The organism is Cognatishimia activa (assembly GCF_001458335.1).
GTDB classification, from domain to species: Bacteria; Pseudomonadota; Alphaproteobacteria; order Rhodobacterales; family Rhodobacteraceae; genus Cognatishimia; species Cognatishimia activa.
The window spans coordinates 281,306-304,187 of the sequence record NZ_CYTO01000009.1; the positions used below are offsets into that span (position 1 = coordinate 281,306).

Below are 22,882 nucleotides of genomic sequence, written 5' to 3' on the forward strand. Positions count from 1 at the left end.
TTTGAAATCTCGCTTCAATATCGGTCACGTCGTCTCCGGTGGAGCGCATACGCTTTTGATTGGCTATGTGCTTTTTGGTGGCGTCTTTAGCTCTGAGCCAGAGCCGCCGGTGGTGACCGGTGTCGATATTATTTCGACCGAGCAGTTTGAACGAATTTTGAACGCGGATCGCCCGCCTTTAACAGCAGATGATGTGGAAACCCCGGTTGCGCCCGAGATTTCGGAAGCCCCGCCTGAGGTGGTGACAGAGCCAGATCCAGTGACACCGCCGGCACCGCCAAAAGCGGCAACCGCGCCAGAGCCTGAAGTGACGCCTGAGGTCGAACCACCGGTGGAGCAGCCTGTTGAGCTGACAGACACCGCCCCTGAAATTACGCCTCCCGCGGAGCCTGACGTCGCGCCAGATCAATCGGTGCGACCGGTGTCTCGGCCAGTGACACGTGTCGCTCCAGAGGCGGTTGAGACGCCGGAACCGGATGTGCAGATCGCTGATGTGGATCAAGCGCCAACAGCGCCTGCGGAATCCGAGACAGAGTCCATTGAGGCGCAAGAAGAAACGGCACGGGAAGAGGCGGCCCCTGAAATTCCGACCGAACCAAAATCCGGCGCGGTCACGTCGTCCATTCGTCCAAAAGCGCGGCCAAATCGCCCTACGCCACCTGCCACACCGGCGGAAAATGATACCCAAGCCGCAGAAACCCAGACCGAGTCTCGCGAAAGCAGCGTGAACGATGCTCTGGCGCAAGCCTTGGCGGAAACGCCCGCGGCACCTTCGGGACCACCGCTCACATCTGGCGAAAAAGATGCGTTGCGCGTCTCGGTTCAGGAATGTTGGGTCGTGGATGTGGGCAGTCAGGCGGCAAATGTTACGGTGACTGTTGCAATGTCACTTGATCGTGATGGAAAGGTCGTAGGAGGGTCACTCCGACGGCTAAGTGCAACTGGGGGCGACGAAAATGCGGCAAATGCCGCCTTCGAATCCGCCCGCCGCGCGATTTTGCGCTGCCAACGGGGTGGCTATAAATTGCCGATAGAAAAGTATGACCATTGGCGTGATGTGGAAATCACGTTTAATCCGGAGAAAATGAGGCGCAGATGACAAAAATTTTCTTGGCTCTGATGCTGGTGCTGACCAGTGTGCATATGGCTCCGAACGCGGCAATGGCGCAAAACGGGCCGCTGCGGATTGAAATCACCGATGGTGTGATCGAACCGTTGCCCTTTGCGGTTCCTGATTTCGTTGCTGAAAGCAACGGGGCAGGGCAGATTGCCCAAGACATCGCGCGGGTCGTGGCGGCTGATCTGTCTGGCACCGGGTTGTTCCGCGAAATCCCGGAAGAAGCTTTCATTAGCACAATCACCAATTTCGCCTCTCCTGTGCAATTTGCGGATTGGAAAGCAATCAACGCCCAGGCATTGGTATCGGGCGCGGTGAGCGTCGATAGCTCTGGCAACATCGCTGTCAAATTCCGCGTGTATGACGTGTTCGCGGGTCAAGAGCTGGGTAACGGGTTGCGGTTCCGTGGCACCCGTGACGGGTGGCGGCGCATGGCGCACAAAGTGGCTGACGCGGTCTATTCTCGTATCACCGGTGAGAGCGGCTATTTTGATAGTCGTGTGGTCTATGTGTCTGAAACCGGGCCAAAGAACGATCGTAAGAAGCGCCTTGCAATCATGGATTACGATGGCGCGAACCTGAAATTCCTGACCGATAGCAACAATATCGTGCTTGCGCCGCGGTTTTCTCCATCTGGCGACCGGGTGCTCTACACCTCTTATGAAACCGGGTTCCCACGGGTGTTCGTTCTGGACATCGGTTCCGTGACCCGCCGCGTTCTTGAAGCGCAGTCGGGCGACATGAGTTTTGCGCCGCGCTTCTCGCCAGATGGGCAAAGCGTGGTTTTCTCGGTGACCGATGGAGGCAACTCTGACATCTACAGAATGGATATTGCGACAGGTACACGAACACGTCTTACGTCCGCACCTTCCATCGAAACAGCGCCAAGTTTTAGCCCCGACGGCTCAAAGATTGTTTTTGAGAGCGATCGGTCTGGCACCCAACAGCTCTATGTAATGAACGCCAACGGTGGCGAGGCAAGTCGCATCAGCTTTGGTCAGGGGCGCTATGGTACGCCGGTCTGGAGCCCGCGTGGCGATTTGATCGCTTTCACCAAACAAAACAAAGGCCGTTTCCACATTGGTGTTATGCGCACGGATGGTTCTGAAGAGCGTTTGCTGACCGCAAGCTTCTTGGATGAGGGCCCTACCTGGTCGCCAAATGGCCGCGTGATCATGTTCACCCGTGAAACGCAGGGCGCAAATGGCTCGGCTTCGCTTTACTCGGTGGACGTCTCTGGGCGTAACCTGAAGCCGGTCCGTACCCAAGGCGGCGGATCAGATCCAAGCTGGTCGCCACTGCAACAATAACGTCACACCTGCACATATGATTTCGGGGCAACCTGTGGTAATACCGAACACAAATAACAATCTAGAGGCGCAAACGTCGGGAGCATCATCATGAAGAGTATTTTGGGTAAATCCGCCCTGCTTGTCGCTTTTGTGGCGCTGAGCGCTTGTACCAATCCAAACGGTCTAGGAGGCGGTTTCGGAGGCGGCGCTGGGGCAGGGGCCAATGGTTTTGAGCCAGGCAGCGTAAGCGACCCAACCAGCCCAGCTTACTTCCAGCAAGCCATCGGCGACAGGGTGCTGTTTGAGGTGGACCAATCCACGCTCACCAACGCCGGCCGTGCGACGCTGACGGCACAGGCTGATTGGTTGATCACAAATGCCGATTACATGGCGATCATCGAAGGCCACGCTGATGAACAGGGCACCCGCGAGTATAACCTCGCGCTGGGTGCGCGCCGCGCCAACGCGGTGAAGGAGTTCTTGCTCAGCCAAGGCATCCCAAGCAGCCGCCTAAGAACCGTGACATTCGGTAAAGAACGTCCAATTGAAATCTGTTCGAATGAAGCCTGCTATTCCCAGAACCGCCGCGCGGTGACGGTGATCTCTGCTGGTCTGACGAGCTAAAGGAGCGAACCCATGCGCGCGCTGGCTTTGGTTGTGGCCCTTATGGGCTTTGTTTCTCCGCTTTCGGTTGCTGCGCAATCGGAGGAAACGCTGGCAGATATCCGCCAGCAGCTCTCAGTCCTTTATGTTGAAGTGCAGCGCTTGAAGCGTGAACTCTCCACCACTGGCGCACCGCAGGGAAGCGTGTCTGGCGGTTCGGTGCTAACGCGTCTTGATGCAATTGAAGCAGAGATGCAGCGTTTGACCGGAAAGACGGAACAGCTTGAGTTTCGCGTGAATGAAATCGTGCGTGATGGGACCAACCGGATCGGTGACTTGGAATTCCGTCTTGTGGAACTCGAGGGCGGCGATTTGAGCCAGCTGGGTGAAACCACCACGCTTGGCGGTGATTTCGGCGAACAAGTTCCATCTGCCAATCCAACACCTTCGGAAAACACTGAACTCGCCGTAGGTGAACAGGCGGACTTTGAACGCGCCTTTGCGGCACTTGAAGGCCAAGAATTCCGCGTTGCGGCTGATCAATTTGCTGCATTTACGCAGACCTATCCGGGCAGCCCATTGGAAGCAGAGGCGCATCTGCGTCGCGGCGAAGCCTTGGAAGGCGCTGGCGAGATGCCAAACGCGGCGCGCGCTTATTTGGAAAGCTATTCAGGCTATCCCCAAAGCCGTGTCGCGCCAGAAGCGCTTTACCGCCTAGGGTCAGCACTTGGTAAATTGGGTCAGACCTCTGAGGCCTGCGTGACCTTGAACGAGGTGGAGATTCGCCATCCGGGGCATGAGTTTGCCGCGGAAGCCAAATCCCAAATGCAGAGTTTGGGATGCAGCTAGGTCGGTCTGACACCGACCTGCTCGCGATCCTTTCATCTGAAATTGCCAAAGCTGGAGCCACACGGATCGGCGTCGCTGTATCCGGTGGTGGCGACTCCATGGCGTTGCTGCATCTGGCAACGGCCCTCGGCGAACGCTTTCGCATCGAGGCGATCACCGTTGATCACGGTCTGCGAGAGGGATCAACAGCGGAGGCTGAATTCGTCCAAAAGGTCTGTTCGACTTTGAATGTGCCCCATGCCACGGCCCGATGGACGGGTTGGAAAGGTGAAGGGAACCTCCAAAAGCGGGCACGGGAGGCGCGCTACAGCCTGATTAGCGAATGGGCCAAACGACGCAAGCTACACGTGGTTCTGATCGGTCATACACAAGACGATGTTGCCGAGACATTTCTGATCCGGCTTGCGCGGGAGGCCGGCGTGGATGGGCTCGCGGAAATGGATGCGCGGTTTGAGCGTCATGGGGTGACTTTTCTGCGGCCCATGCTGTCAGCATCGCGCGAGGACTTGCGGCAGTTTCTGAAACGCCATCGGCGCGATTGGCGTGAGGACCCGTCAAACGAGAACGAAATGTTTGAACGGGTGCGCATCCGTCGCGCAATCGAGACGTTTGAGGGGCTTGGAATTTCGACTGAAAGCCTTGCTCGGGTTTCTCAAAACATGCGCGATGCGCGTGAAGTTTTGGAAGCTGACGCGCGGTGCCTTGGCAAAGCATTGGTGACGCAAGTCCAAGGCGACTTATTGATTGAGCGAGAGGGCTTCCTTTTTGCGGCCAAAGAGCTGCGCCGCCGTTTGCTTGTGAAAGCGCTTAGATGGGTTTCAAATGCCGACTATGCCCCTCGTCGTGCGCCGGTGGAAGAGCTCGATCATGCGATTCAGGAAGGCCGCAACTTTTCATTGGCAGGCTGTATGATCACAGTGACCAAAACCCGCATTCGCATCGCGCGAGAGTATAACGCGGTGCGCGATATTGTTGAGCATTCCCCCAGTTGGGATCGTTGGATTGTGGATGGTCCATGGGAAATGGGGATGCAGGTGCGACCTTTAGGAGAGCCGGCACTTGCCGGACTAGAAAATTGGCGAGAATCGGAGCTGCCGCGTAAGTCGCTGATGAGTAGCCCCAGCGTCTGGAAAAAAGATGTGTTGATCGCTGCGCCACTTGCTGAACCGTCAAGTTCTTGGGAAGCTGGCTTAAAATCGCCCGATTTTCTCGCCAGCCTTTAATGCAAATTCATTATCGCATTGAACATGCGGCTTTGATGGCTATTTATGACCGATAGCAGCTGTGTTAGGACCAGTTGCAATCGACTTTGAGGAGAATTGCCTTGGGCAACGCACGCAATATTGCATTTTGGGTTGTGCTCATCCTGCTGATTTTGGCCCTGTTCAACTTGTTCAGTGGTAACAACAGCACGCTACAGAGCCGCGATATCGCCTATTCTGAATTTGTGGACGCCGTGGAAGATGGCGCGGTCACAAACGTGACACTTGATGGCGAGAAGGTCATCTATAGCGGTTCAGATGGCACCAGCTACGTGACCATCGCGCCAGATGATGCACGCGTCACAGATCTATTGCTGGCCAATGACGTGAACGTTGCTGCGAAATCTCAGGAACAGTCCGGCCTTCAGGCCTTTATTCTGAGCTTGCTGCCATTCCTGCTGCTGATCGGTGTGTGGATCTACTTCATGAACCGCATGCAAGGCGGCGGCAAAGGTGGCGCAATGGGCTTTGGCAAATCCAAAGCCAAGATGCTGACCGAAAAGCATGGCCGTGTGACTTTTGATGATGTCGCGGGTATTGATGAAGCCAAAGAAGAGCTGGAAGAAATCGTTGAATTCCTGCGCAATCCGCAGAAATTCTCTCGTCTTGGCGGTAAAATCCCGAAAGGCGCATTGCTGGTGGGCCCTCCGGGTACTGGTAAAACCTTGCTGGCACGCGCGATCGCGGGTGAGGCGGGTGTGCCATTCTTCACCATCTCTGGTTCCGACTTTGTTGAAATGTTTGTGGGTGTGGGTGCATCCCGTGTCCGTGACATGTTTGAACAAGCCAAGAAGAACGCGCCTTGTATTGTGTTCATCGACGAAATCGACGCTGTCGGCCGTCACCGTGGTGCAGGCTACGGCGGTGGTAATGACGAACGCGAGCAAACGCTGAACCAATTGCTGGTTGAGATGGACGGCTTTGAAGCGAACGAAGGCGTGATCATCCTCGCAGCGACCAACCGTAAAGACGTGTTGGACCCTGCGCTGCTGCGTCCAGGTCGTTTTGACCGGAACGTGACCGTCGGAAACCCTGACATCAAAGGCCGTGAGAAAATCTTGGGCGTGCATGCGCGCAAGACGCCACTGGGCCCTGACGTTGATCTGCGCATTATCGCGCGTGGTACACCTGGCTTCTCTGGTGCGGACCTCGCGAACCTCGTGAATGAGGCAGCATTGATGGCTGCGCGTGTCGGTCGCCGCTTTGTCACAATGGAGGATTTTGAATCCGCCAAAGACAAGGTGATGATGGGGGCAGAGCGTCGCTCTATGGTTCTCACGCAGGATCAGAAAGAGAAGACGGCTTACCACGAAGCGGGCCACGCGGTTGTGGGTCTGAAACTGCCTGAATGTGATCCGGTATATAAAGCGACCATCATCCCACGCGGTGGCGCATTGGGTATGGTTGTGTCCCTGCCTGAAATGGATCGTCTGAACTATCACAAGAATGAATGTGAGCAGAAACTGGCCATGACCATGGCGGGTAAAGCAGCTGAAATTTTGAAATACGGGGAAGACCACGTGTCTAACGGCCCTGCGGGCGACATCATGCAAGCCAGCCAGCTGGCACGTGCGGTGGTTCTGCGTTGGGGCATGTCTGATAAAGTCGGTAACATCGACTATGCCGAGGCACATGAAGGCTACTCTGGCAACACCGCAGGCTTCTCTGTTTCCGCGAATACAAAAGAGCTGATTGAGGAAGAAGTAAAACGCTTCATCCAAGAAGGCTATGACACAGCGTTTGAATTGCTGACCAAGCACAAAGACGAGTGGGAACGTCTGGCGCAAGGTTTGCTGGAATACGAAACCCTGACGGGTGAAGAGATCAAGCGCGTGATGAATGGCGAGCCTCCACAGTCCGATGACGACGAAGGCGGAACGCCGGAGAAAGAAGATAAGCCTTCTTTGACAGCGATTCCCAAGACCAAGCCCCGGGGCAAGTCCGGTGACGGTGGCATGGAGCCCGAACCGACAGCCTAATAGGTAAAAAACGACATTGCGGACCCCGGAGATACCCATCTCCGGGGTTTGTTTTTTAATAAATCCCTTAAAGTGTTAGGGTTTTCGCAAATGATGCGCGAAGTTTCCAATCCGCGACATTGCATTTGATTTGCGACGTAACTTCTCTTCGAAATGTCGGATTTGCGACCTGCTGGTCTAGAATCCCGCGGTACTCATTAGGTAAGACACGGCGCACCGAAGGAGAAATGCGGTTATGGCCTACAAAACAGATATCGAAATCGCACGCGAAGCGAACAAGCAACCGATCCAAGAGATTGGCGCGAAAATTGGCATGTCTAATGACGACCTGCTGCCTTACGGCCATGATAAGGCGAAGGTCAGCCAGGACTTCATCAACTCTGTCAAAGACAAAGAAGATGGTAAGCTGATCCTCGTTACAGCGATCAACCCGACCCCGGCGGGTGAAGGTAAAACCACCACCACGGTTGGTCTGGGTGACGGCCTGAACCGCATTGGCAAAAACGCGATGGTTTGTATTCGCGAAGCGTCCTTGGGTCCGAACTTCGGTATGAAGGGTGGTGCTGCTGGTGGCGGTATGGCGCAGGTTGTGCCTATGGAAGAAATGAACCTGCACTTCACAGGTGACTTCCACGCGATCACCTCCGCTCACTCTTTGCTGTCTGCAATGATCGACAACCACATTTATTGGGGCAACGAGCAAGAGATCGACATCCGCCGCGTTGCATGGCGTCGTGTTGTTGACATGAACGACCGTGCGCTGCGTCAGATCACTGCGTCTTTGGGTGGCGTTTCTAACGGTTTCCCACGTGAGACCGGCTTTGACATCACTGTGGCCTCTGAGGTTATGGCGATCCTGTGTCTGGCAAACGACTTGCAAGACCTTGAAAAGCGCTTGGGCGACATCATCGTTGCTTACCGTCGCGACAAGACACCGGTTTACTGCCGCGACATCAAAGCAGAAGGCGCAATGACCGTTCTGCTGAAAGACGCGATGCAGCCAAACCTTGTACAAACTCTGGAAAACAACCCAGCGTTTGTTCACGGCGGTCCATTCGCGAACATCGCGCACGGCTGTAACTCTGTCATCGCGACCAAGACTGCGCTGAAAGTGGCAGACTATGTTGTGACCGAAGCGGGCTTTGGCGCCGACCTTGGTGCAGAGAAGTTCATGAACATCAAGTGCCGCAAAGCAGGCATTGCGCCTGACGCGGTGGTTCTGGTTGCGACCGTTCGCGCGATGAAGATGAACGGTGGCGTTGCGAAAGCTGACCTTGGCGCGGAAAACGTCGAAGCGGTTGAAAACGGCTGCGCGAACTTGGGCCGTCACATCGAGAACGTGAAGTCCTTCGGCGTCCCAGTTGTCGTTGCGATTAACCACTTCGTCACCGACACCGAAGCGGAAGTGCAGGCAGTCAAAGACTACGTGGCAACTCACGGGGTTGAAGCGGTTCTGTCCCGTCACTGGGAATTGGGCTCTGAAGGTTCTGCGGAACTGGCGGAAAAAGTTGTGGCTCTGGCTGACTCCGGTGCAGCAGCGTTCGCGCCAATCTACCCAGATGACATGCCGCTCTTTGAAAAAGTCGAAACCATCGCGAAGCGCATCTACCGCGCAGACGAAGTTCTGGCTGACCAAAAAATCCGCAACCAATTGCGCGAATGGGAAGATGCAGGTTACGGCAACCTGCCGGTTTGCATGGCGAAGACTCAATACAGCTTCTCCACCGATCCAAACTTGCGCGGTGCGCCGGTTGGCCACTCTGTTCCAGTACGTGAGGTTCGCCTCTCTGCCGGTGCGGGCTTTATCGTCGTGGTCTGCGGTGAGATCATGACCATGCCGGGTCTGCCACGCAAACCAGCGTCAGAATCGATCCGTCTGAACGAAGAAGGTCAGATCGAAGGCTTGTTCTAAGAGCCTAATAAGATTACTGCGGTCCGTGAGCTTTCGGGCCGCAGGAGATACAGATGACCACACCCAAAAAACCGCAAGATTGTTCATCAATGGAAGAGGTCCGTTTGGGCATCGACGCTTTGGACAAGACTTTGGTGGAGCTTCTTAAAGAGCGGGCAGGGTACATCGACCGGGCGACTGAACTGAAGCAAGGCAATGGCTGGCCAGCCCGCATTCCCGAGCGCGTAGAAGAAGTTGTCAACAACGCAAGGCGTGTCGCTGAAACCGAGGGTTTAGACCCCGATTTGGTGGAACAGCTTTGGCGTCAATTGATCGACTGGTCCATCACCCGGGAAGAAACCGGTCTGGGCCGAAAATAACGCTTTCCCATCAGTTAGTGTGGGTGCGTAGGAGAGAGTGATGACTGCAAAAATTATCGACGGCAAAGCCTTCGCCGCCACTGTACGCGAAAAGGTCGCGGGTCATGTGGCGCGCCTGAAAGAAGAACACGGTATTACCCCAGGCTTGGCGGTGGTTTTGGTTGGCGAAGATCCGGCCTCTCAGGTCTATGTGCGTTCAAAAGGCAAACAGACTGTTGAAACCGGCATGAACAGCTATGAGCACAAGCTGGACGCGGATACATCTGAGGCGGACCTGCTGGCGGTTGTTGAGAAACTGAACAACGATCCGGCGGTACACGGAATTCTTGTTCAGCTTCCATTGCCAAGACACCTGAACGAAGATCTCATCATCAATTCCATTGCGCCTGAAAAAGACGTGGATGGTTTCCACATTTCCAACGTTGGATTGCTTGGCACCGGTCAGAAATCCATGGTGCCTTGCACACCGCTGGGCTGCTTGATGATGCTACGTGACTACCATGGTTCCCTGTCTGGAATGGACGCGGTAGTGATCGGTCGCTCCAACATCGTCGGCAAACCGATGGCGCAGCTTTTGCTGGGCGATAGCTGCACAGTGACAATCGCACACTCGCGCACAAAAGACTTGCCAGACGTTGTCCGCCGCGCTGACATCGTTGTTGCCGCCGTGGGCCGCCCTGAAATGGTGCCCGGTGATTGGATCAAAGAAGGCGCGACAGTAATCGACGTGGGTATCAACCGCATCGAACGCGATGGTAAAAACAAATTGGTTGGCGACGTGGATTACGCGTCCTGCGCAGAGCGTGCCGGTGCAATTACACCTGTGCCGGGCGGTGTTGGCCCAATGACCATTGCTTGCCTTTTGGCAAACACAGTGACGGCTTGCTGCCGGGCAAACGGCTTGGCTGAGCCAGAAGGTTTGACAGCGTAAACCGCCTTAATATCAATAAAAAACGCCGTTGCTCTGCAGCGGCGTTTTTTTTATGGGGATTCGAAGAGTTTTCTCACGAAGATTTTATTTCGTGAGAAACGCTCTTATCCAATGACCAGTGATAGATTAAGGTGGTGCGATGATGTGCAGAAAGCGTTTCGACAAAAGACGATGATTGAAACATTTAAAGACACCTACAAAACGCTTTTTTCTAAGCTGACTCTTTCAATTTGGGTTGTTGCAACCTTGTTGACGGTTTTGTCTGGTCCGTTTGGGACCTTTGAGGAAATGACGTCGGTCCAGCTCGCAATTTACTGGACCTCTGTGACCACCAGCTCAATCCTTCTTGGATACCTCGCCTATGCGTTGACACGATGCACGCTGGGATTTGAAGAGACCACGCTAAGCCGTATGATGGCCGGCACATTGGGCACTTTCTTTATCGCAACAGACGTATTTGCCCTGAGCCATTGGGTTTATGACTTTGCCGACGGTCCATCCTATTTGTCATTGCTAGGTTGGGTTGGGTTTGTTTTTTTCTCGGTCATCTTGGGGCGTTTCATGTTTTCACAAGCCATAGAAAAAAATGCGCAAGAGAACAGGTCGAGCCCGATCCAGATTGTGGTACCCACGCCGTCCGAGACATCGCCAGAGCCACGATTGTTTCAAAGATTACCGTCTGGCGCCCATGGTCGGGTCTATCGATTGTCAGCCAATGATCATTTTGTGCATGTGCGTACTGAAACGGGCGAGCATAAGATCCGCATGCGCCTGCGCGACGCGATCCTAGAGATGGATGGGGTCGATGGCGTCTGCGTTCACCGCTCTCATTGGGTGCCACTTGACGTCATGGTTTCAGTTAGAAAAGCGAGCGGCAAAATCTCAGTGGTTCTCAACAATGGTGAAGTTGTTCCGGTGAGCCGTAAATATCGTGAGAATGTGGATGCTCAAAAGCTGCCGGAGTGCTCTAGCGACGTAGGGTCCGCGGCAAAGGTACAATCCGAGGCGTCTGCCCTGTAACGATTGCTTTCGCTTCAGGCCGCATGAGATCTTCCAATACGGCCTCTGTGCTGCGTAACCCGCCCGTATAAGTCCCGTATGCCGGCATGATCACCCGATCTGCATCAAATAGGAACGCAGGGCGCGAAATGCCGCGCAGGCGCGTTTGCACACGTACTTTGGGATGGTAATGGCCAGAGATTTCACCGCTATCACCCGCCTTGGCAATATGGCGGAAGGTCAGTGGCGGCTGCAATAGCTCGGACAAGTGACTGCCGGGCAGTTCCACTGCCCCGGGATCATGGTTGCCCTCGATCCAGACCCAACGACGTCCGGCTTGAAGTCGGTTGATCCAATTGCTTTCGCTTTCCGGCATGGCGTCCAGCACGTCCAAATCGTCGAAACTGTCTCCGAGACAAACCACCGTTTCGGCATTGGTAAACCGCAGATCTTGCTCCAATCGAATAAGCGTGTCGCGAGTGTCATATGGGGGCAGGGCTGCGCCGCCCCGGCGCGAGATCCGTTCGGATTTCCCAAGATGAAGGTCGGAGACGCATAAGAGGCGTTTGTCCTGCCACCAGAGCGCGCCAGACCCCAGCGCGGTCAGCTGAACGCCAGCCAAAGAGAAATCTACGGTTTTCATGTCAGTATTGGTGGCGCGATTCCAACGGTAAGACAAGGCTTTAGGGCTGCGGCCTACGCAAGCCCCGCAGCTTTCATCAACGCGGCTTCTTCCTCCTCGAGTAACCGCTCTTCTGCGCTTTCGCCCACATATACTTTGCCAACTTCCAACAGAAGTGGCGCGGCCAGCGGCGTTACTCGGTCGAGCCGGACAAGATCGATCCGATCCTCGACACGATCCAGCATTTCTTCAATGCGCGAGAAATCCACGAGACCACGCATGGCTTCCTCTCGCGTTATGCGCATCAAGAGATGATCCGGGTCATATTTCAGCAGGGTGTCATAGAGAATATCGCTGGAAAACGTTGCCTGCCGCCCGGATTTCCGTTGGCCCGGCGTGTTGCGTTCAATCAGCCCAGCAATCGTTGCGACACCTCTGAAGGTGCGCTTGATCAACGCGTTGCCTGCAAGCCAACCTTCAAGCCCTGCGTGGATCGCATCGCGATTGAGCAGGGCGCTTGGGTCCGTCACTTCATCGAGCCCCCAGATCAATGTTGCGTAATCTGTGGACACAAACCCAAGGGGCGCAAGGCCCAGGTCCTCCATGCGTTTGGTAAGCAACAGCCCCAATGTCTGCTGCGCGTTGCGCCCGGCAAAACCATAGACACAGATGTGCTGACGGCTGTTATGGGGGAAGCTCTCGATCAGCAAACGTCCCGGTTCTGGCAAGCGAGACACATGGCGCTGCAAGGACAACCACTCTGCGGTGTGGCTAGGGAGTTCTGGCCAGTCGTGCTGTTGAAACAGGCGCAAAATCCGTTGCGATAATTGCGTGGACGTGGAGAATTTGGTCCCCGAGAACACAGCCACTTTGGGTTTTTTGCGGGCGTCTTTGCTGACCTCAACGGTCATTTCTCGCAGGCCTTCGTATTTTACGATCTGGCCGCCGATCAGGAACGTGTCGCCGGGCAGTAGCGATGCTGCAAAGGCTTCTTCGACTTCACCTAAGGGCTTCCCACCTCGGCTGCGTTTCATACGGACTTTGAGAAGATCCGCGTCTTGGATTGTCCCCGCATTCATACGAATCTTGGATGCCGCCCGCGGATCGCGCAGGTGCCAGCTCCCGTCAGGTGCCTGTTTCAACCGCTGCCATTGGTCATAGGCCCGCAGGGCGTAGCCTCCGGTCGCACAGAAATCTAGGCAGGCGTCAAACGTCTCCCGGTCCAGATCCGTGTAAGCGCCGACCGAGGTCATTTCTGAAAAAAGATCATCGGCCAAGAAGGGGCCAGAAGCCGCGCGGAGGAGGATATGCTGGCACAAGACATCGAGAGGGCCGGGACCGCGGGTCTCGCCATCAAGGTCCTGGTCCAGAACCGCTTGAAGTGCAGCGGTGCATTCGACAACCTCAAACCGATTTGCAGGCACCAGCAGGGCCTTGGAGGGCGCGTTGTAACGGTGGTTGGCGCGACCGATCCTTTGCACCAAGCGTTTCACATTTTTAGGGGCGCCGATCTGGATCACAAGGTCCACGTCGCCCCAGTCTATGCCCAGATCTAGGCTGCCGGTACAAACAATCGCGCGAAGATCTCCGCGCACCATTGCGGCTTCTACCTTCAGCCGCTGGTCTCGATCCAGCGACCCGTGGTGGATGCCGATGGGCAGACCTTCCTCATTGGCAAGCCAGAGATTGTGAAAGAAAATCTCTGCTTGAGCGCGTGTGTTGTGAAAAATCAGCGTCGTGTTGTGTTGTTTAATCTGTTCGAGCACGGCCGGGATCGCATAGGCCGCCCCGCCGCCAGACCAAGGGGGCGGCTCGTTGGTTGTCAGCATCTGGATGTCAGGATCAGGGCCGGGGTCCGCGCGCAGGATAGTGCAAGGGTCTGGCTGCTTCGCCAAAAGGCCTGCGATTTCTTCGGGCTTGTCGACTGTGGCCGAGAGGCCGACCCGGCGCAGGTCTGGGCAAATCTGTTGAAGCCGGGCTAAAGCCAGCATCAGTTGGTCGCCGCGCTTGCTGTCCGCCAGCGCATGGATTTCATCGACCACCACGCGTTTCAGTCCTTGAAAGGTGCGCGCGGCATCCTCATAGCTGGTCATCAAGGCCAGACTCTCCGGCGTAGTCAGCAAAATATGAGGCGGGTCCGCCCGCTGACGTCGTCTTTGAGTGTAAGACGTGTCTCCGGTGCGGTCCTCAATTCGGATGTTCAGACCCATCTCATCCACAGGCGTGCGCAGATTGCGTTTGATGTCTGCGGCCAGCGCTTTTAGCGGCGACACATACAATGTGTGCATGCCCTCATGTGGTTGCTCTGCGAGGTCAACAAGCGTGGGCAGGAACCCCGCAAGGGTTTTACCGCCGCCTGTCGGGGCGATGAGCATTAATGAAGGCTCATTCGCGCGGGCGAGCATCTCTTGTTGATGGGGATGGATGGACCAGCCCTTGCTGGCAAACCAGTTCTCAAACGCTTCCGGGAATTGGTCACGTAGGGTTTCAGATGTCGCTGCCAATGCTTTCCGTCCTTACCCTTCGCGATCAATCGTCAGTCAGCTTGGGACGGACCTGCCACCAATTCAAGAGCTGCGGCTGCGCTTAGGCAAAGTTGCGGGAGACAAAGCGGAGCCATTGGCTGCGGATTGTCCTTCAACGCTTGCGCGAGTGCGTTCGCAAACGCGTCTAACTGTTGTAGGCGCGGGTTGTTGGGGACAGATTGTACGATGAATGCCACGATGGTCTGGGCGATCTCAGCGATGGGTGAAATCTCCAACGGTTCTGAAAGCACCTTTAGTCGCAGTGCGTCAGAGACAGCTTCGGCGACCTTCTGATCAGTTGTGATGTACAAGCCGATGGTTTCGGACTTCACTGTCTCAAGCTGTTTTACCAAGCTTTCAGCCTCAAACGGGCTCTCTTGCAAACGTTTGGCGCAGTAGGTCAGAAACTGCCGCATGCGTAGTGCAAGGCCAGCCGCTTCAATTTGGTCGGCGGCAACCTCATACTGAATGAACTGCGCGTGTTCTGGCGCTTCCATCGCCTTTTGAAATGCTTTGGTGACAGCGCCGGCAAATCCATCATTCAGCAGGTCCAACCCAGCCGGATCGATTTGCACTTCCATTGAGCTGCGGTGAATAAAAAACGCACTGTCTTCCGGGGCAACACCAAGGCTGCCTTGCGCCTTTGCCAGACTGCCCAGCACCAACAAGATCGCGCGCACCGCTGCACTGTCGGAAAAGAGCCGTGCCGCCTCTCCCGTGGGATAGGATTTGGCAAACATCGGACTGTCAAAAACGCTGGCGGCCATGGGCTGTGATCCTTCTAGGTGGGCGCAGATGAAGCGTGGCCGATACGTACTAGAAATTCCGTCAGGTGCAATGCAAAGGCCTCTGGCTGATCCTGTGGTGGCAGGTGGCCTGACTTACGTAGCAACACGAAGTCAGAGCCGGGGATCAGGCTGGTTGTCTCGCGTGTCATGTCATTTGGGACGAAACGGTCCTCGGCACCGGCGATGCCAAGGCAAGGCAGGCGTAGGCCCGCTGTGGGCGTGTAAAAGTCCGTGCCTTTGATGGCGTCCAAAGCACCGGCGAGACCTTCTGAATTCGTCTGCTCGAAAACATCGAGGGCGGGGCCCTCTAGCCCGTCCTTCAAAGCGGCACGGTGGAACCAGAGGGGCATCAAGCGTTTGGCGAGGTCGGATTTTCCGCCGCCGTTGATCTCATCGATCATTGCCTGCCAATGGGGCGGATGCCCTAGTTTGGCTGCTGTGTTCACCAACACCAATGCGCGCACCTGATCCAGCCGTTTCACCGCCAGCCCTTGCGCTACCAAACCGCCAAGGCCAATGCCAACCACCACCGCATCGCGGATGTTCTGGTTATCAAGCGATTGCTCGACCTCGCGGATCATCGACCCCATGGAATATGGCGGCGGTGGGCACTCGGTTTTGCCATGACCACGAAGGTTTATTCGAACAATGCGCAACGTTTCTGGGAGCTGCGGAAGCACCGGGTCCCATGTCGAAAGATCGCCGCCCAATGAGTGTAATAGCACCAAAGGCGCTCCGTCTTCCGGGCCGGATTGAATGGTGTTGGTGGCGAAACTCGCTGCCGTGAAGTCCATGTGTCGGTCTTATCCTGCCTTACCAATCCGCATATGGGCTATGATTTGTCCATGATCGGATGCAAGCTTGTTGTAGGGCGCTTCCGGGTGGCTGCCATCGGTCAGATGGTCATTGAACACGCTGAAGTAATCCATCTCTCCAATACGCGCAGCATTGTCAGGATGGAAGTGGTTGCTGAGATAAATCTGGTCAATGCTTTCATGCACACCGCCAAACGCTGTTGTGTAAACCATGTCGCGCAAGCTTTTGCGAACAAAGAACTTTTCTGCTGGCGTGAGCTGTAGTTTCAACATCTCTTTGCGGATCTGAGCGTCTTCTTCCTCGCTATAGCGATCCCGTGGGGTCTCCGCGTCATGGCGCAACATCCAAGCGTAGTTCTTGAAGGGTGTCTCACCGGAAATGATCTCGGAACTCACCGCATGTTCGCCATCATTGAAGTCGCCGGTCACCATGACTGGACGGCCCTTTTGCAGCTCTTCCACAATGGCTTTGCGTAAGACCCAAGCCTCGGCCATGCGCCGGACAGCCGCGCGCATGGAACCCAAAGCGCGGCCCACCGCATCATATTTCGTAAGATCGGCTTCTGGCGCAAAACCTGCGCCTTCCGGGGTGATGTGCTCCCCCAGTTTGGATTTCAGGTGGCAGTTAAAGACCGTGATCACCTGATCACCCACCGGGATGCGCACTTTGAGGATCGGTCGACTGATCTTGCTGATGGTGAACCCACCGGCATCACCGCCACCAAGTTCTTGGAATGGGATGGTGATCGGCTGATCCAGCTCCTGAATGATTTCAGGATCCTCTGCGAAACCAAACCGGCTGAGAACCGCGACGCCGGGGCGTCGTTGGCCAGCAAGGCCGGTGTCATTCACATTAGGTGCAAAGGCCAAAGCAGCATCGCCATAACCATCAAACCCAAGCTTCTTGAAAATGGCTTTGCGATGATAGCGTTTGTCGCGTCCGGGAATGACGGCATCGTTGAGTTCCGCGCCGCGCCGCTCCGTCTCATTGATGACATCACGCAGTGCGTCTTCTTCAAAGATCTCTTGAAAACCAACAATGTCGGCATCCATGGACAGCAATTGATCCGCCATCCAATCCACCTTCCAAGCGTATTCTTCCGATGTATAGCTTTGAAACTTGTAATATTCTTTGTCAGCACCAATCAGGTTTTTGACATTGAAAGAGGCAATCGTGAACTGGGTCATTTCGCACCTTGGATCAGGTTGTTTGCATCAGATGTAGCGTAGCGATTGCCTGCAACAAAGGGGAGAACACTTGGTTCGCACCCCCAAACGACGGATTTTGTCAGGGGGTTAAGCTTTGATTTGATCGACCCACTGGCGCAAAGCGTCGACGCATTCGGGTTCATCCAGGAATGGGATATGCCCGCGGTCTTTGACTTCGACGGTGATGGCGTGGGGCAGGGTGGCGCCCATTTTTTCAAAGCAATCCGGGGCTAAGATGTTGGAGTGTTCACCGCGCAGCACCGCAACAGGGATATCGGAAAATACCTCATAGAAGGGCCAAAGGTCTGGCACTTGTTGGACACCGGCTTCAAGCACCGCATCCCGCAACTTGGGGTCATAGGTTAGACCCAGGCCTTTATCGGTTTGACGGTAAAGATGTTCGATCTCTTCGCGCCAGCGCGACGCGGGCACATTGTCAAAACCGACCATTACCTTGGGCCGCTTTTTGCTCGCTTCTTTCAGCGTTTTCCAGACAGGTGGTCGGCCGAGGTAATCGTTGATGACGGCCAAGCCGCGCGGATCGATCTCCGGGCCAATATCGTTGAAGGCAACACCCAACAAACGGTGCTTGGCCATCGCGCCAATCGCCATGGCGCAGAGCCCTCCTCGAGAACTGCCAAGCAGCGCGAATTGCACGATCCCGAGATGGTCCATCAATTCCAACGCATCCATGCTTTCGCGCGGGATATTGTAGGAGGCGTAGTCTTTGTCCCAATCAGAGCGACCCCGGCCTCGGTAATCCATCTTGATCAGGCGCACGCCATCAAGGTGGCCATCGATATAGCTGAAATCATTAGAGTTTCTGCTGAGACCGGAAAGGCATAGCACCGGGAGACCTTCGCCCTGATCAGAAAAATAAAGCGTCAGGCCGTCGGTGGTTTCAAAATTGGGCATTTGCTGTCCGTCACTGCGCCGCAAGGGCGGGGATATCTGTGAGATCCGATAATATATGCTGTGGCCGGTGGGGCAAGCGATCAACCGGCTCGCTCGCGCGATTGACCCAAACGGTTTGAAAGCCAAATCCAGTGGCACCCGCTGCATCCCAGCCATTGGAGGAGGCAAAGAGCACCTGATCGGGTGTACAGTTGAAATGCTTGAGAACCAGCTCGTAGACCTGCGCGTCGGGTTTGAAAATGCCAACGTCTTCGACACTCAAACTGTCATCCAAGACATCGTTAATTCCGGCGCTATCGACGGCGGCTTGCAGCATTTTGGGTTCCCCATTGGACAGGATTGCTGTGTTCAAACCTTTGTCCTTGAGCGCTTTTAGCATTGCCGGCACTTCAGGGTAGGCGGCAAGCTCCCAATAGAGTTGCAGAAGACGTTCTCTGATTTTTGGGTCACTCTGCAAACCGGAGGCCTCCAGCGCCCAATCCAGACCGTCTTGGGTCACTCTCCAGAAATCCGTGTGTTCTTTTGTGATGGCGCGCAGCCAGGTGTATTGCAATTGCTTCAATCGCCAATCTGACGCCACTTTTGGCCACGTCTCTGATAGTGCCTCAAACCCAGGTTCTTGCGCAGCTTCACGCGCCGCTGCTGACACATCAAACAACGTGCCGTAGGCGTCAAAGATACATGTGGTGATGGTCATCTGCTGGCTCCTCCTTGCCTCAGATTGAAGCGCCCACGGGGAATGTCAATCATCTGGTTGGCTTTGATGGGTGTTCAGAGTAGTGTGCCGCCGATTGTGCCCAAGTAAATCAAGCATTTTGGGCGAGAGCTTAGGTTAGGATACCAAAAATGACAGCGGCAACATCAGGCGATAGCGTTCGCATTCACTACACAGGCACCCTTGCAGATGGCACGGTTTTTGACAGCTCAGAGGGCCGCGAACCGCTAGAATTCAAGCTGGGTTCCGGCATGGTCATCAAAGGCTTTGATGATGGTGTGACTGGCATGGCCGTGGGTGAAAAGAAGACCGTCACCATTCCTTGTGCAGATGCATATGGTGAGTTTCAGCCAGAGATGGTGCAAGACGTGCCACGCGCGCAGATTCCTGCGGAAATCCCGGTCGAGGCAGGTCTTGTGCTTCAAATGCAGTCGCCAGATGGGCACGTCATGCCGGTGAAGATTGTCAAGTTTGACGACCAAACCGTGACGCTAGATGCGAACCATGATTTGGCGGGCAAAGACCTGACCTTCGCTCTGGAACTGGTCAGCATCAACGGAACATCTGAGTGCGGTACTGATGGCGAAGGTGGCGGCTGCGGTTGCTGCTAATTCTCTGATAGACAGACACAAAAAAGCCGGGCGAAGTGCCCGGCTTTTTTGTTTTGAAATGTCGCGGTTTACAGGTGCTCTTGCTGCGGCATGCCAAGAACGTGGTACCCGCCATCCACACGAATGATCTCACCAGTTGTGCAAGCGCCTGCGTCTGAAGCGAGGTACACGGCTGTGCCGCCAACCGCTTCCAAGGTTGCGTTAGACCGCAGCGGCGCGTTTTGATCCGTGTGCTTATAGGTCTTGCGCGCGCCACCGATTGCCGCGCCTGCAAGGGTTTTCATCGGGCCCGGTGAAATCGCGTTCACCCGGATACCTTCTGGACCCAAGTCGTTTGCCAAATAACGTGTCGCGCTTTCCAGCGCGGCTTTGGCAACACCCATCACGTTGTAGTTCGGTGTCACACGGTTTGAACCGCCATAAGTCAACGTCAGCAGCGTGCCGCCATTGTCTTTCATCATTGGGTAGGCACGGCGTGCGACTTCGATGAAAGAGTAGGCTGAGATATCCATGGAGTTTTTGAAATTCGCACGGCTTGTATCGAGGAAACGCCCGGTCAGCTCGTTCTTGTCAGAATACGCAATGGCGTGAACCACAAAATCGATGCTGTCCCAACGCTCGTTCAGTTGCGCAAAAGCAGTGTCCAAAGACGCATCATCCGTGACGTCCACATCAACCATAAAGTCGCTGCCGACTGAAGCTGCAAGCGGCTCTAGCCGTTTACCAAAGGCTTCGCCCTGATAGGTGAAAGCCAATTCGGCACCCGCATCTGCCATGGCTTTGGCGATGCCCCATGCAATAGAACGCTCATTTGCGACGCCCATAATCAGGCCGCGTTTACCCTTTAGCTGTTCGGACATTCCAGTCTTCCTTGCTTAACCGTTGTACTTCGACAAGATCATCGAACCATTCGTTCCGCCAAAGCCAAAGCTATTTGTCATGACGCTATCAAGGCCCGCGTTCTCAACATATTCAGTCGCGATCTCACCTTCGTTGATGCCCTCAGCCAAGGTTTCTACGTTGATGGATGGGGTGATGAAATCGTTGTCCAGCATCAGAAGGCAGAAGATGGCTTCCATCGCACCCGCCGCACCTTGACCGTGACCGGTCATGGATTTGGTAGAGCTGATCGGAGGCACAGAGCCTTCACCAAACACGCGACGCACCGCTTCAACTTCGCCAACGTCACCGACCGGCGTAGATGTGCCATGCGCGTTGATGTAGCTGACCTTGCGACCTTCCGGCAGCGTTTGCAGGGCAAGACGCATTGCGCGTTCTCCGCCTTCACCAGATGGGGCCACCATGTCGTGACCATCAGATGTGGCTGCAAAGCCAGTGACTTCCGCGTAAATCTTTGCGCCACGCGCCAGCGCGTGCTCCAGATCTTCCAGAACCACAATGCCGCCGCCGCCGGTGATCACAAAACCATCGCGATCTTGGTCAAAGGCACGAGAGGCTTTGGTCGGTTCGTCATTCTTTTTCGAAGACATCGCGCCCATAGCGTCAAACAGGCAGGACAGGGTCCAATCAAGTTCTTCGCCGCCACCGGCAAACATAACGTCCTGTTTGCCCATCATGATCTGCTCTGCGGCGTTGCCAATGCAGTGCAGGGATGTCGAGCAAGCGGAGGTGATCGAATAGTTGATCCCTTTGATTTTGAACGCCGTTGCGAGGTTTGCTGAAATGGTCGAGCTCATGCATTTTGGAACTGCGAATGGCCCAATCCGCTTGGTCGCGCCGGTTTTCGCGACAGTTTGGTGCGCTGTCAGCATGGCCGAAGTCGAAGGGCCACCAGAACCTGCCACAAGGCCGGTGCGCTCGTTTACAACGTTCTCTTCAGAAAGACCTGCATCGGCAATCGCCTGAGACATCGCGATATGCGCGTATGCAGCGCCGGGACCCATAAAGCGGAGCGTGCGTTTGTCGACATGTTCGGAAACGTCGATCTTTAGCGTACCTGCGATCTGGCTACGGAACCCGTGTTCCACCATCTCAGGGCTGGCTTCGATGCCAGATTTACCCGCCTTAAGGCTGGCGACAACTTCTTCCGCGTTATTGCCGATTGAGCTGACAATGCCCAGACCGGTGACGACAACTCGACGCATGCGTGTACTCCTTAGTAACAACCGCAGTAAATTCTTGTGGCTAATGCCTTCGGCCTAACGCCGCAGGCTTTACGCTTCAGACAGGGCAACCTTCATGTCTTTGACCTCATAGGCCACCTCGCCATCGATTTTCACGATGCCATCGGCCACACCCATGGTCAAACGGCGGGTTTGTACCGCTTTGGTGAAGTCAATTTCGTATGTCAGCAATTTGCTTTCTGGACGTACCATGCTTTTCAGCTTCACTTCGCCAACGCCCAGTGCGTAGCCGCGCCCTTGCCAGCCGCGCCAGCCAAGGTTGAAACCCGTCAGCTGCCACAGGCCGTCTAGACCGAGGCAACCTGGCATAATCGGGTTGCCTGGGAAGTGGCATTCAAAGAACCAAAGGTCCGGGGTGATGTCGAATTCCGCGAGCACATGACCTTTGCCATGGGCGCCGCCGTCACCAGAGATCTCAGTGATGCGGTCCATCATCAACATCGGAGGCGCAGGCAATTGCGCATTTCCGGGGCCAAACAATTCGCCACGGGCGCATTTGAGTAGGTCCTCTTTGTCGAAGCTGGTTGGAAAATCGGCCATGCAGGCATGCCCCCTCTTGATTATCGGTCTTTCTTTCCCTCTATCACCCGGATCGCAGCAGGTGCAAGGGCAGGGGGTGCTACAAGGTGACCTAAGGTGAATTGGCTTGGAAAAAATGAGGTCGTTGGAGCAAACCTAGATGAAAATGATTTGCAATTGAATTCATTGCTATGTGCTCTTAGTATTAGGAGATCATTACGACAGGCTTAGGCAGATGAATACCGACCCGGTAAAGATTGGAACCCAGTGGTTGACGGACGGCGGCGTGCGCCCGACCCGGCAAAGGGTGGCGCTTGCAGAAATGCTTGTGGGCGATGGTCGCAATCGTCACGTAACCGCAGAGAGCCTGTATGCGAAGGTCCAAGATCGCGGTGAAAGCGTGTCTTTGGCGACCGTTTACAACACGTTGCGTGCGTTCTGTGACGCGGGACTGATGCAGGAAATCACTGTTGACGGTTCCAAAAGCTATTTTGACACCAACACCCATGATCACCCACATTTTTTCTGGGAAGACGAGCGCGTATTGACCGACGCTCCGGCAGAACAGTTGGAAATCAAGTCTTTGCCGGATGTGCCTGAGGGCGCTGAGATTTCCAAGGTGGATGTGGTGATCCGTCTTCGCAAGAAGTAACCAGAGCCTAAGCGCGAAAGAAAAAAGCGGCCCGTTTGAGGCCGCTTTCTTTTTGTCTTAATCG

At 55.2% G+C, this 22,882-nt stretch carries 22 protein-coding genes; 12 read left to right on the forward strand and 10 right to left on the reverse strand.

Features of this window, described 5'->3' with window-relative positions:
- The first annotated feature begins 1 nt into the window (after position 1).
- From tolA to TA5113_RS05905, 10 genes are all read left to right on the forward strand, one after another.
- Entirely contained in the window at positions 2-1,099 is a 1,098-nt protein-coding gene (gene tolA, locus TA5113_RS05860; RefSeq protein ID WP_058315419.1) for a cell envelope integrity protein TolA, read from the forward strand.
- 20 nt (positions 1,100-1,119) lie between these two features.
- Positions 1,120-2,427 carry a Tol-Pal system beta propeller repeat protein TolB gene (gene tolB / locus TA5113_RS05865; RefSeq protein WP_058315801.1) on the forward strand — a complete coding sequence of 436 codons (1,308 nt, stop codon included), beginning with the start codon at positions 1,120-1,122 and terminating at the stop codon, positions 2,425-2,427.
- A gap of 90 nt (positions 2,428-2,517) precedes the next feature.
- A complete protein-coding gene (gene pal, locus TA5113_RS05870; RefSeq protein ID WP_058315420.1) occupies positions 2,518-3,033 on the forward strand; it encodes a peptidoglycan-associated lipoprotein Pal in 516 nt (171 codons plus the stop codon).
- Positions 3,034-3,045: 12 nt separating this feature from the next.
- Positions 3,046-3,861 (forward strand): tol-pal system protein YbgF, encoded by an 816-nt coding sequence (gene ybgF, locus TA5113_RS05875; protein WP_058315421.1) that lies wholly within the window; start codon positions 3,046-3,048, stop codon positions 3,859-3,861.
- On the forward strand, positions 3,852-5,084 hold the full coding sequence (gene tilS / locus TA5113_RS05880; protein ID WP_058315422.1) for a tRNA lysidine(34) synthetase TilS: 1,233 nt from the start codon (positions 3,852-3,854) through the stop codon (positions 5,082-5,084). Before ybgF ends, tilS begins: the two co-directional genes overlap by 10 nt.
- A 101-nt stretch (positions 5,085-5,185) precedes the next feature.
- Positions 5,186-7,102, forward strand: coding sequence for an ATP-dependent zinc metalloprotease FtsH (gene ftsH / locus TA5113_RS05885; protein ID WP_058316638.1), 1,917 nt, complete (start codon positions 5,186-5,188; stop codon positions 7,100-7,102).
- 235 nt (positions 7,103-7,337) lie between these two features.
- The gene (locus TA5113_RS05890; RefSeq protein WP_058315424.1) at positions 7,338-9,014 is read left to right on the forward strand and encodes a formate--tetrahydrofolate ligase; all 1,677 of its coding nucleotides are present in this window, start codon (positions 7,338-7,340) and stop codon (positions 9,012-9,014) included.
- Positions 9,015-9,067: 53 nt separating this feature from the next.
- Positions 9,068-9,373: a chorismate mutase gene (locus tag TA5113_RS05895; RefSeq protein ID WP_058315425.1), complete on the forward strand. Its 306-nt coding sequence runs from the start codon at positions 9,068-9,070 to the stop codon at positions 9,371-9,373.
- Between the two features lie 40 nt (positions 9,374-9,413).
- Positions 9,414-10,304, forward strand: a complete 891-nt coding sequence (gene folD / locus TA5113_RS05900; RefSeq protein ID WP_058315426.1) for a bifunctional methylenetetrahydrofolate dehydrogenase/methenyltetrahydrofolate cyclohydrolase FolD — start codon at positions 9,414-9,416, stop codon at positions 10,302-10,304.
- A gap of 171 nt (positions 10,305-10,475) precedes the next feature.
- The gene (locus TA5113_RS05905) at positions 10,476-11,324 is read left to right on the forward strand and encodes a LytTR family DNA-binding domain-containing protein (RefSeq protein ID WP_058315427.1); all 849 of its coding nucleotides are present in this window, start codon (positions 10,476-10,478) and stop codon (positions 11,322-11,324) included.
- On the opposite strand, the gene pdeM is transcribed toward TA5113_RS05905, so the two are convergent.
- From pdeM to TA5113_RS05940, 7 genes are all read right to left on the reverse strand, one after another.
- Entirely contained in the window at positions 11,272-11,946 is a 675-nt protein-coding gene (gene pdeM, locus TA5113_RS05910) for a ligase-associated DNA damage response endonuclease PdeM (protein ID WP_058315428.1), read from the reverse strand. The two genes, TA5113_RS05905 and pdeM, sit on opposite strands and share 53 nt — an antisense overlap.
- A 53-nt stretch (positions 11,947-11,999) precedes the next feature.
- Complete coding sequence (locus TA5113_RS05915) at positions 12,000-14,429, reverse strand: ligase-associated DNA damage response DEXH box helicase (RefSeq protein WP_058315429.1); 2,430 nt, start codon at positions 14,427-14,429, stop codon at positions 12,000-12,002.
- A gap of 32 nt (positions 14,430-14,461) precedes the next feature.
- Entirely contained in the window at positions 14,462-15,217 is a 756-nt protein-coding gene (locus TA5113_RS05920; RefSeq protein ID WP_058315430.1) for a lyase family protein, read from the reverse strand.
- A 14-nt stretch (positions 15,218-15,231) separates the two neighbouring features.
- On the reverse strand, positions 15,232-16,032 hold the full coding sequence (locus TA5113_RS05925; protein ID WP_058315431.1) for an alpha/beta fold hydrolase: 801 nt from the start codon (positions 16,030-16,032) through the stop codon (positions 15,232-15,234).
- A 9-nt stretch (positions 16,033-16,041) separates the two neighbouring features.
- Positions 16,042-17,241, reverse strand: coding sequence for an endonuclease/exonuclease/phosphatase family protein (locus tag TA5113_RS05930; RefSeq protein WP_058315432.1), 1,200 nt, complete (start codon positions 17,239-17,241; stop codon positions 16,042-16,044).
- Positions 17,242-17,349: 108 nt separating this feature from the next.
- The gene (locus TA5113_RS05935; RefSeq protein WP_058315433.1) at positions 17,350-18,177 is read right to left on the reverse strand and encodes an alpha/beta fold hydrolase; all 828 of its coding nucleotides are present in this window, start codon (positions 18,175-18,177) and stop codon (positions 17,350-17,352) included.
- 10 nt (positions 18,178-18,187) lie between these two features.
- The gene (locus tag TA5113_RS05940; protein ID WP_058315434.1) at positions 18,188-18,874 is read right to left on the reverse strand and encodes a haloacid dehalogenase type II; all 687 of its coding nucleotides are present in this window, start codon (positions 18,872-18,874) and stop codon (positions 18,188-18,190) included.
- Between the two features lie 149 nt (positions 18,875-19,023).
- On the opposite strand from TA5113_RS05940, the gene TA5113_RS05945 reads away from it, so the two are divergent.
- Positions 19,024-19,503, forward strand: a complete 480-nt coding sequence (locus tag TA5113_RS05945) for an FKBP-type peptidyl-prolyl cis-trans isomerase (RefSeq protein WP_058315435.1) — start codon at positions 19,024-19,026, stop codon at positions 19,501-19,503.
- A gap of 68 nt (positions 19,504-19,571) precedes the next feature.
- Here the strand turns inward: TA5113_RS05945 and TA5113_RS05950 are convergent, their stop codons facing one another.
- The 3 genes from TA5113_RS05950 to fabA form a co-directional block, all read right to left on the reverse strand.
- Positions 19,572-20,363: an enoyl-ACP reductase FabI gene (locus TA5113_RS05950; RefSeq protein ID WP_058315436.1), complete on the reverse strand. Its 792-nt coding sequence runs from the start codon at positions 20,361-20,363 to the stop codon at positions 19,572-19,574.
- 15 nt (positions 20,364-20,378) lie between these two features.
- Complete coding sequence (gene fabB / locus TA5113_RS05955; RefSeq protein WP_058315437.1) at positions 20,379-21,608, reverse strand: beta-ketoacyl-ACP synthase I; 1,230 nt, start codon at positions 21,606-21,608, stop codon at positions 20,379-20,381.
- A gap of 69 nt (positions 21,609-21,677) precedes the next feature.
- Entirely contained in the window at positions 21,678-22,187 is a 510-nt protein-coding gene (fabA, locus tag TA5113_RS05960) for a bifunctional 3-hydroxydecanoyl-ACP dehydratase/trans-2-decenoyl-ACP isomerase (RefSeq protein WP_058315438.1), read from the reverse strand.
- Between the two features lie 214 nt (positions 22,188-22,401).
- Here fabA and irr point away from each other — a divergent pair, with 214 nt between their 5' ends.
- Positions 22,402-22,818: a Fur family transcriptional regulator Irr gene (gene irr, locus TA5113_RS05965; RefSeq protein WP_058315439.1), complete on the forward strand. Its 417-nt coding sequence runs from the start codon at positions 22,402-22,404 to the stop codon at positions 22,816-22,818.
- The last annotated feature ends 64 nt before the right edge of the window (positions 22,819-22,882 follow it).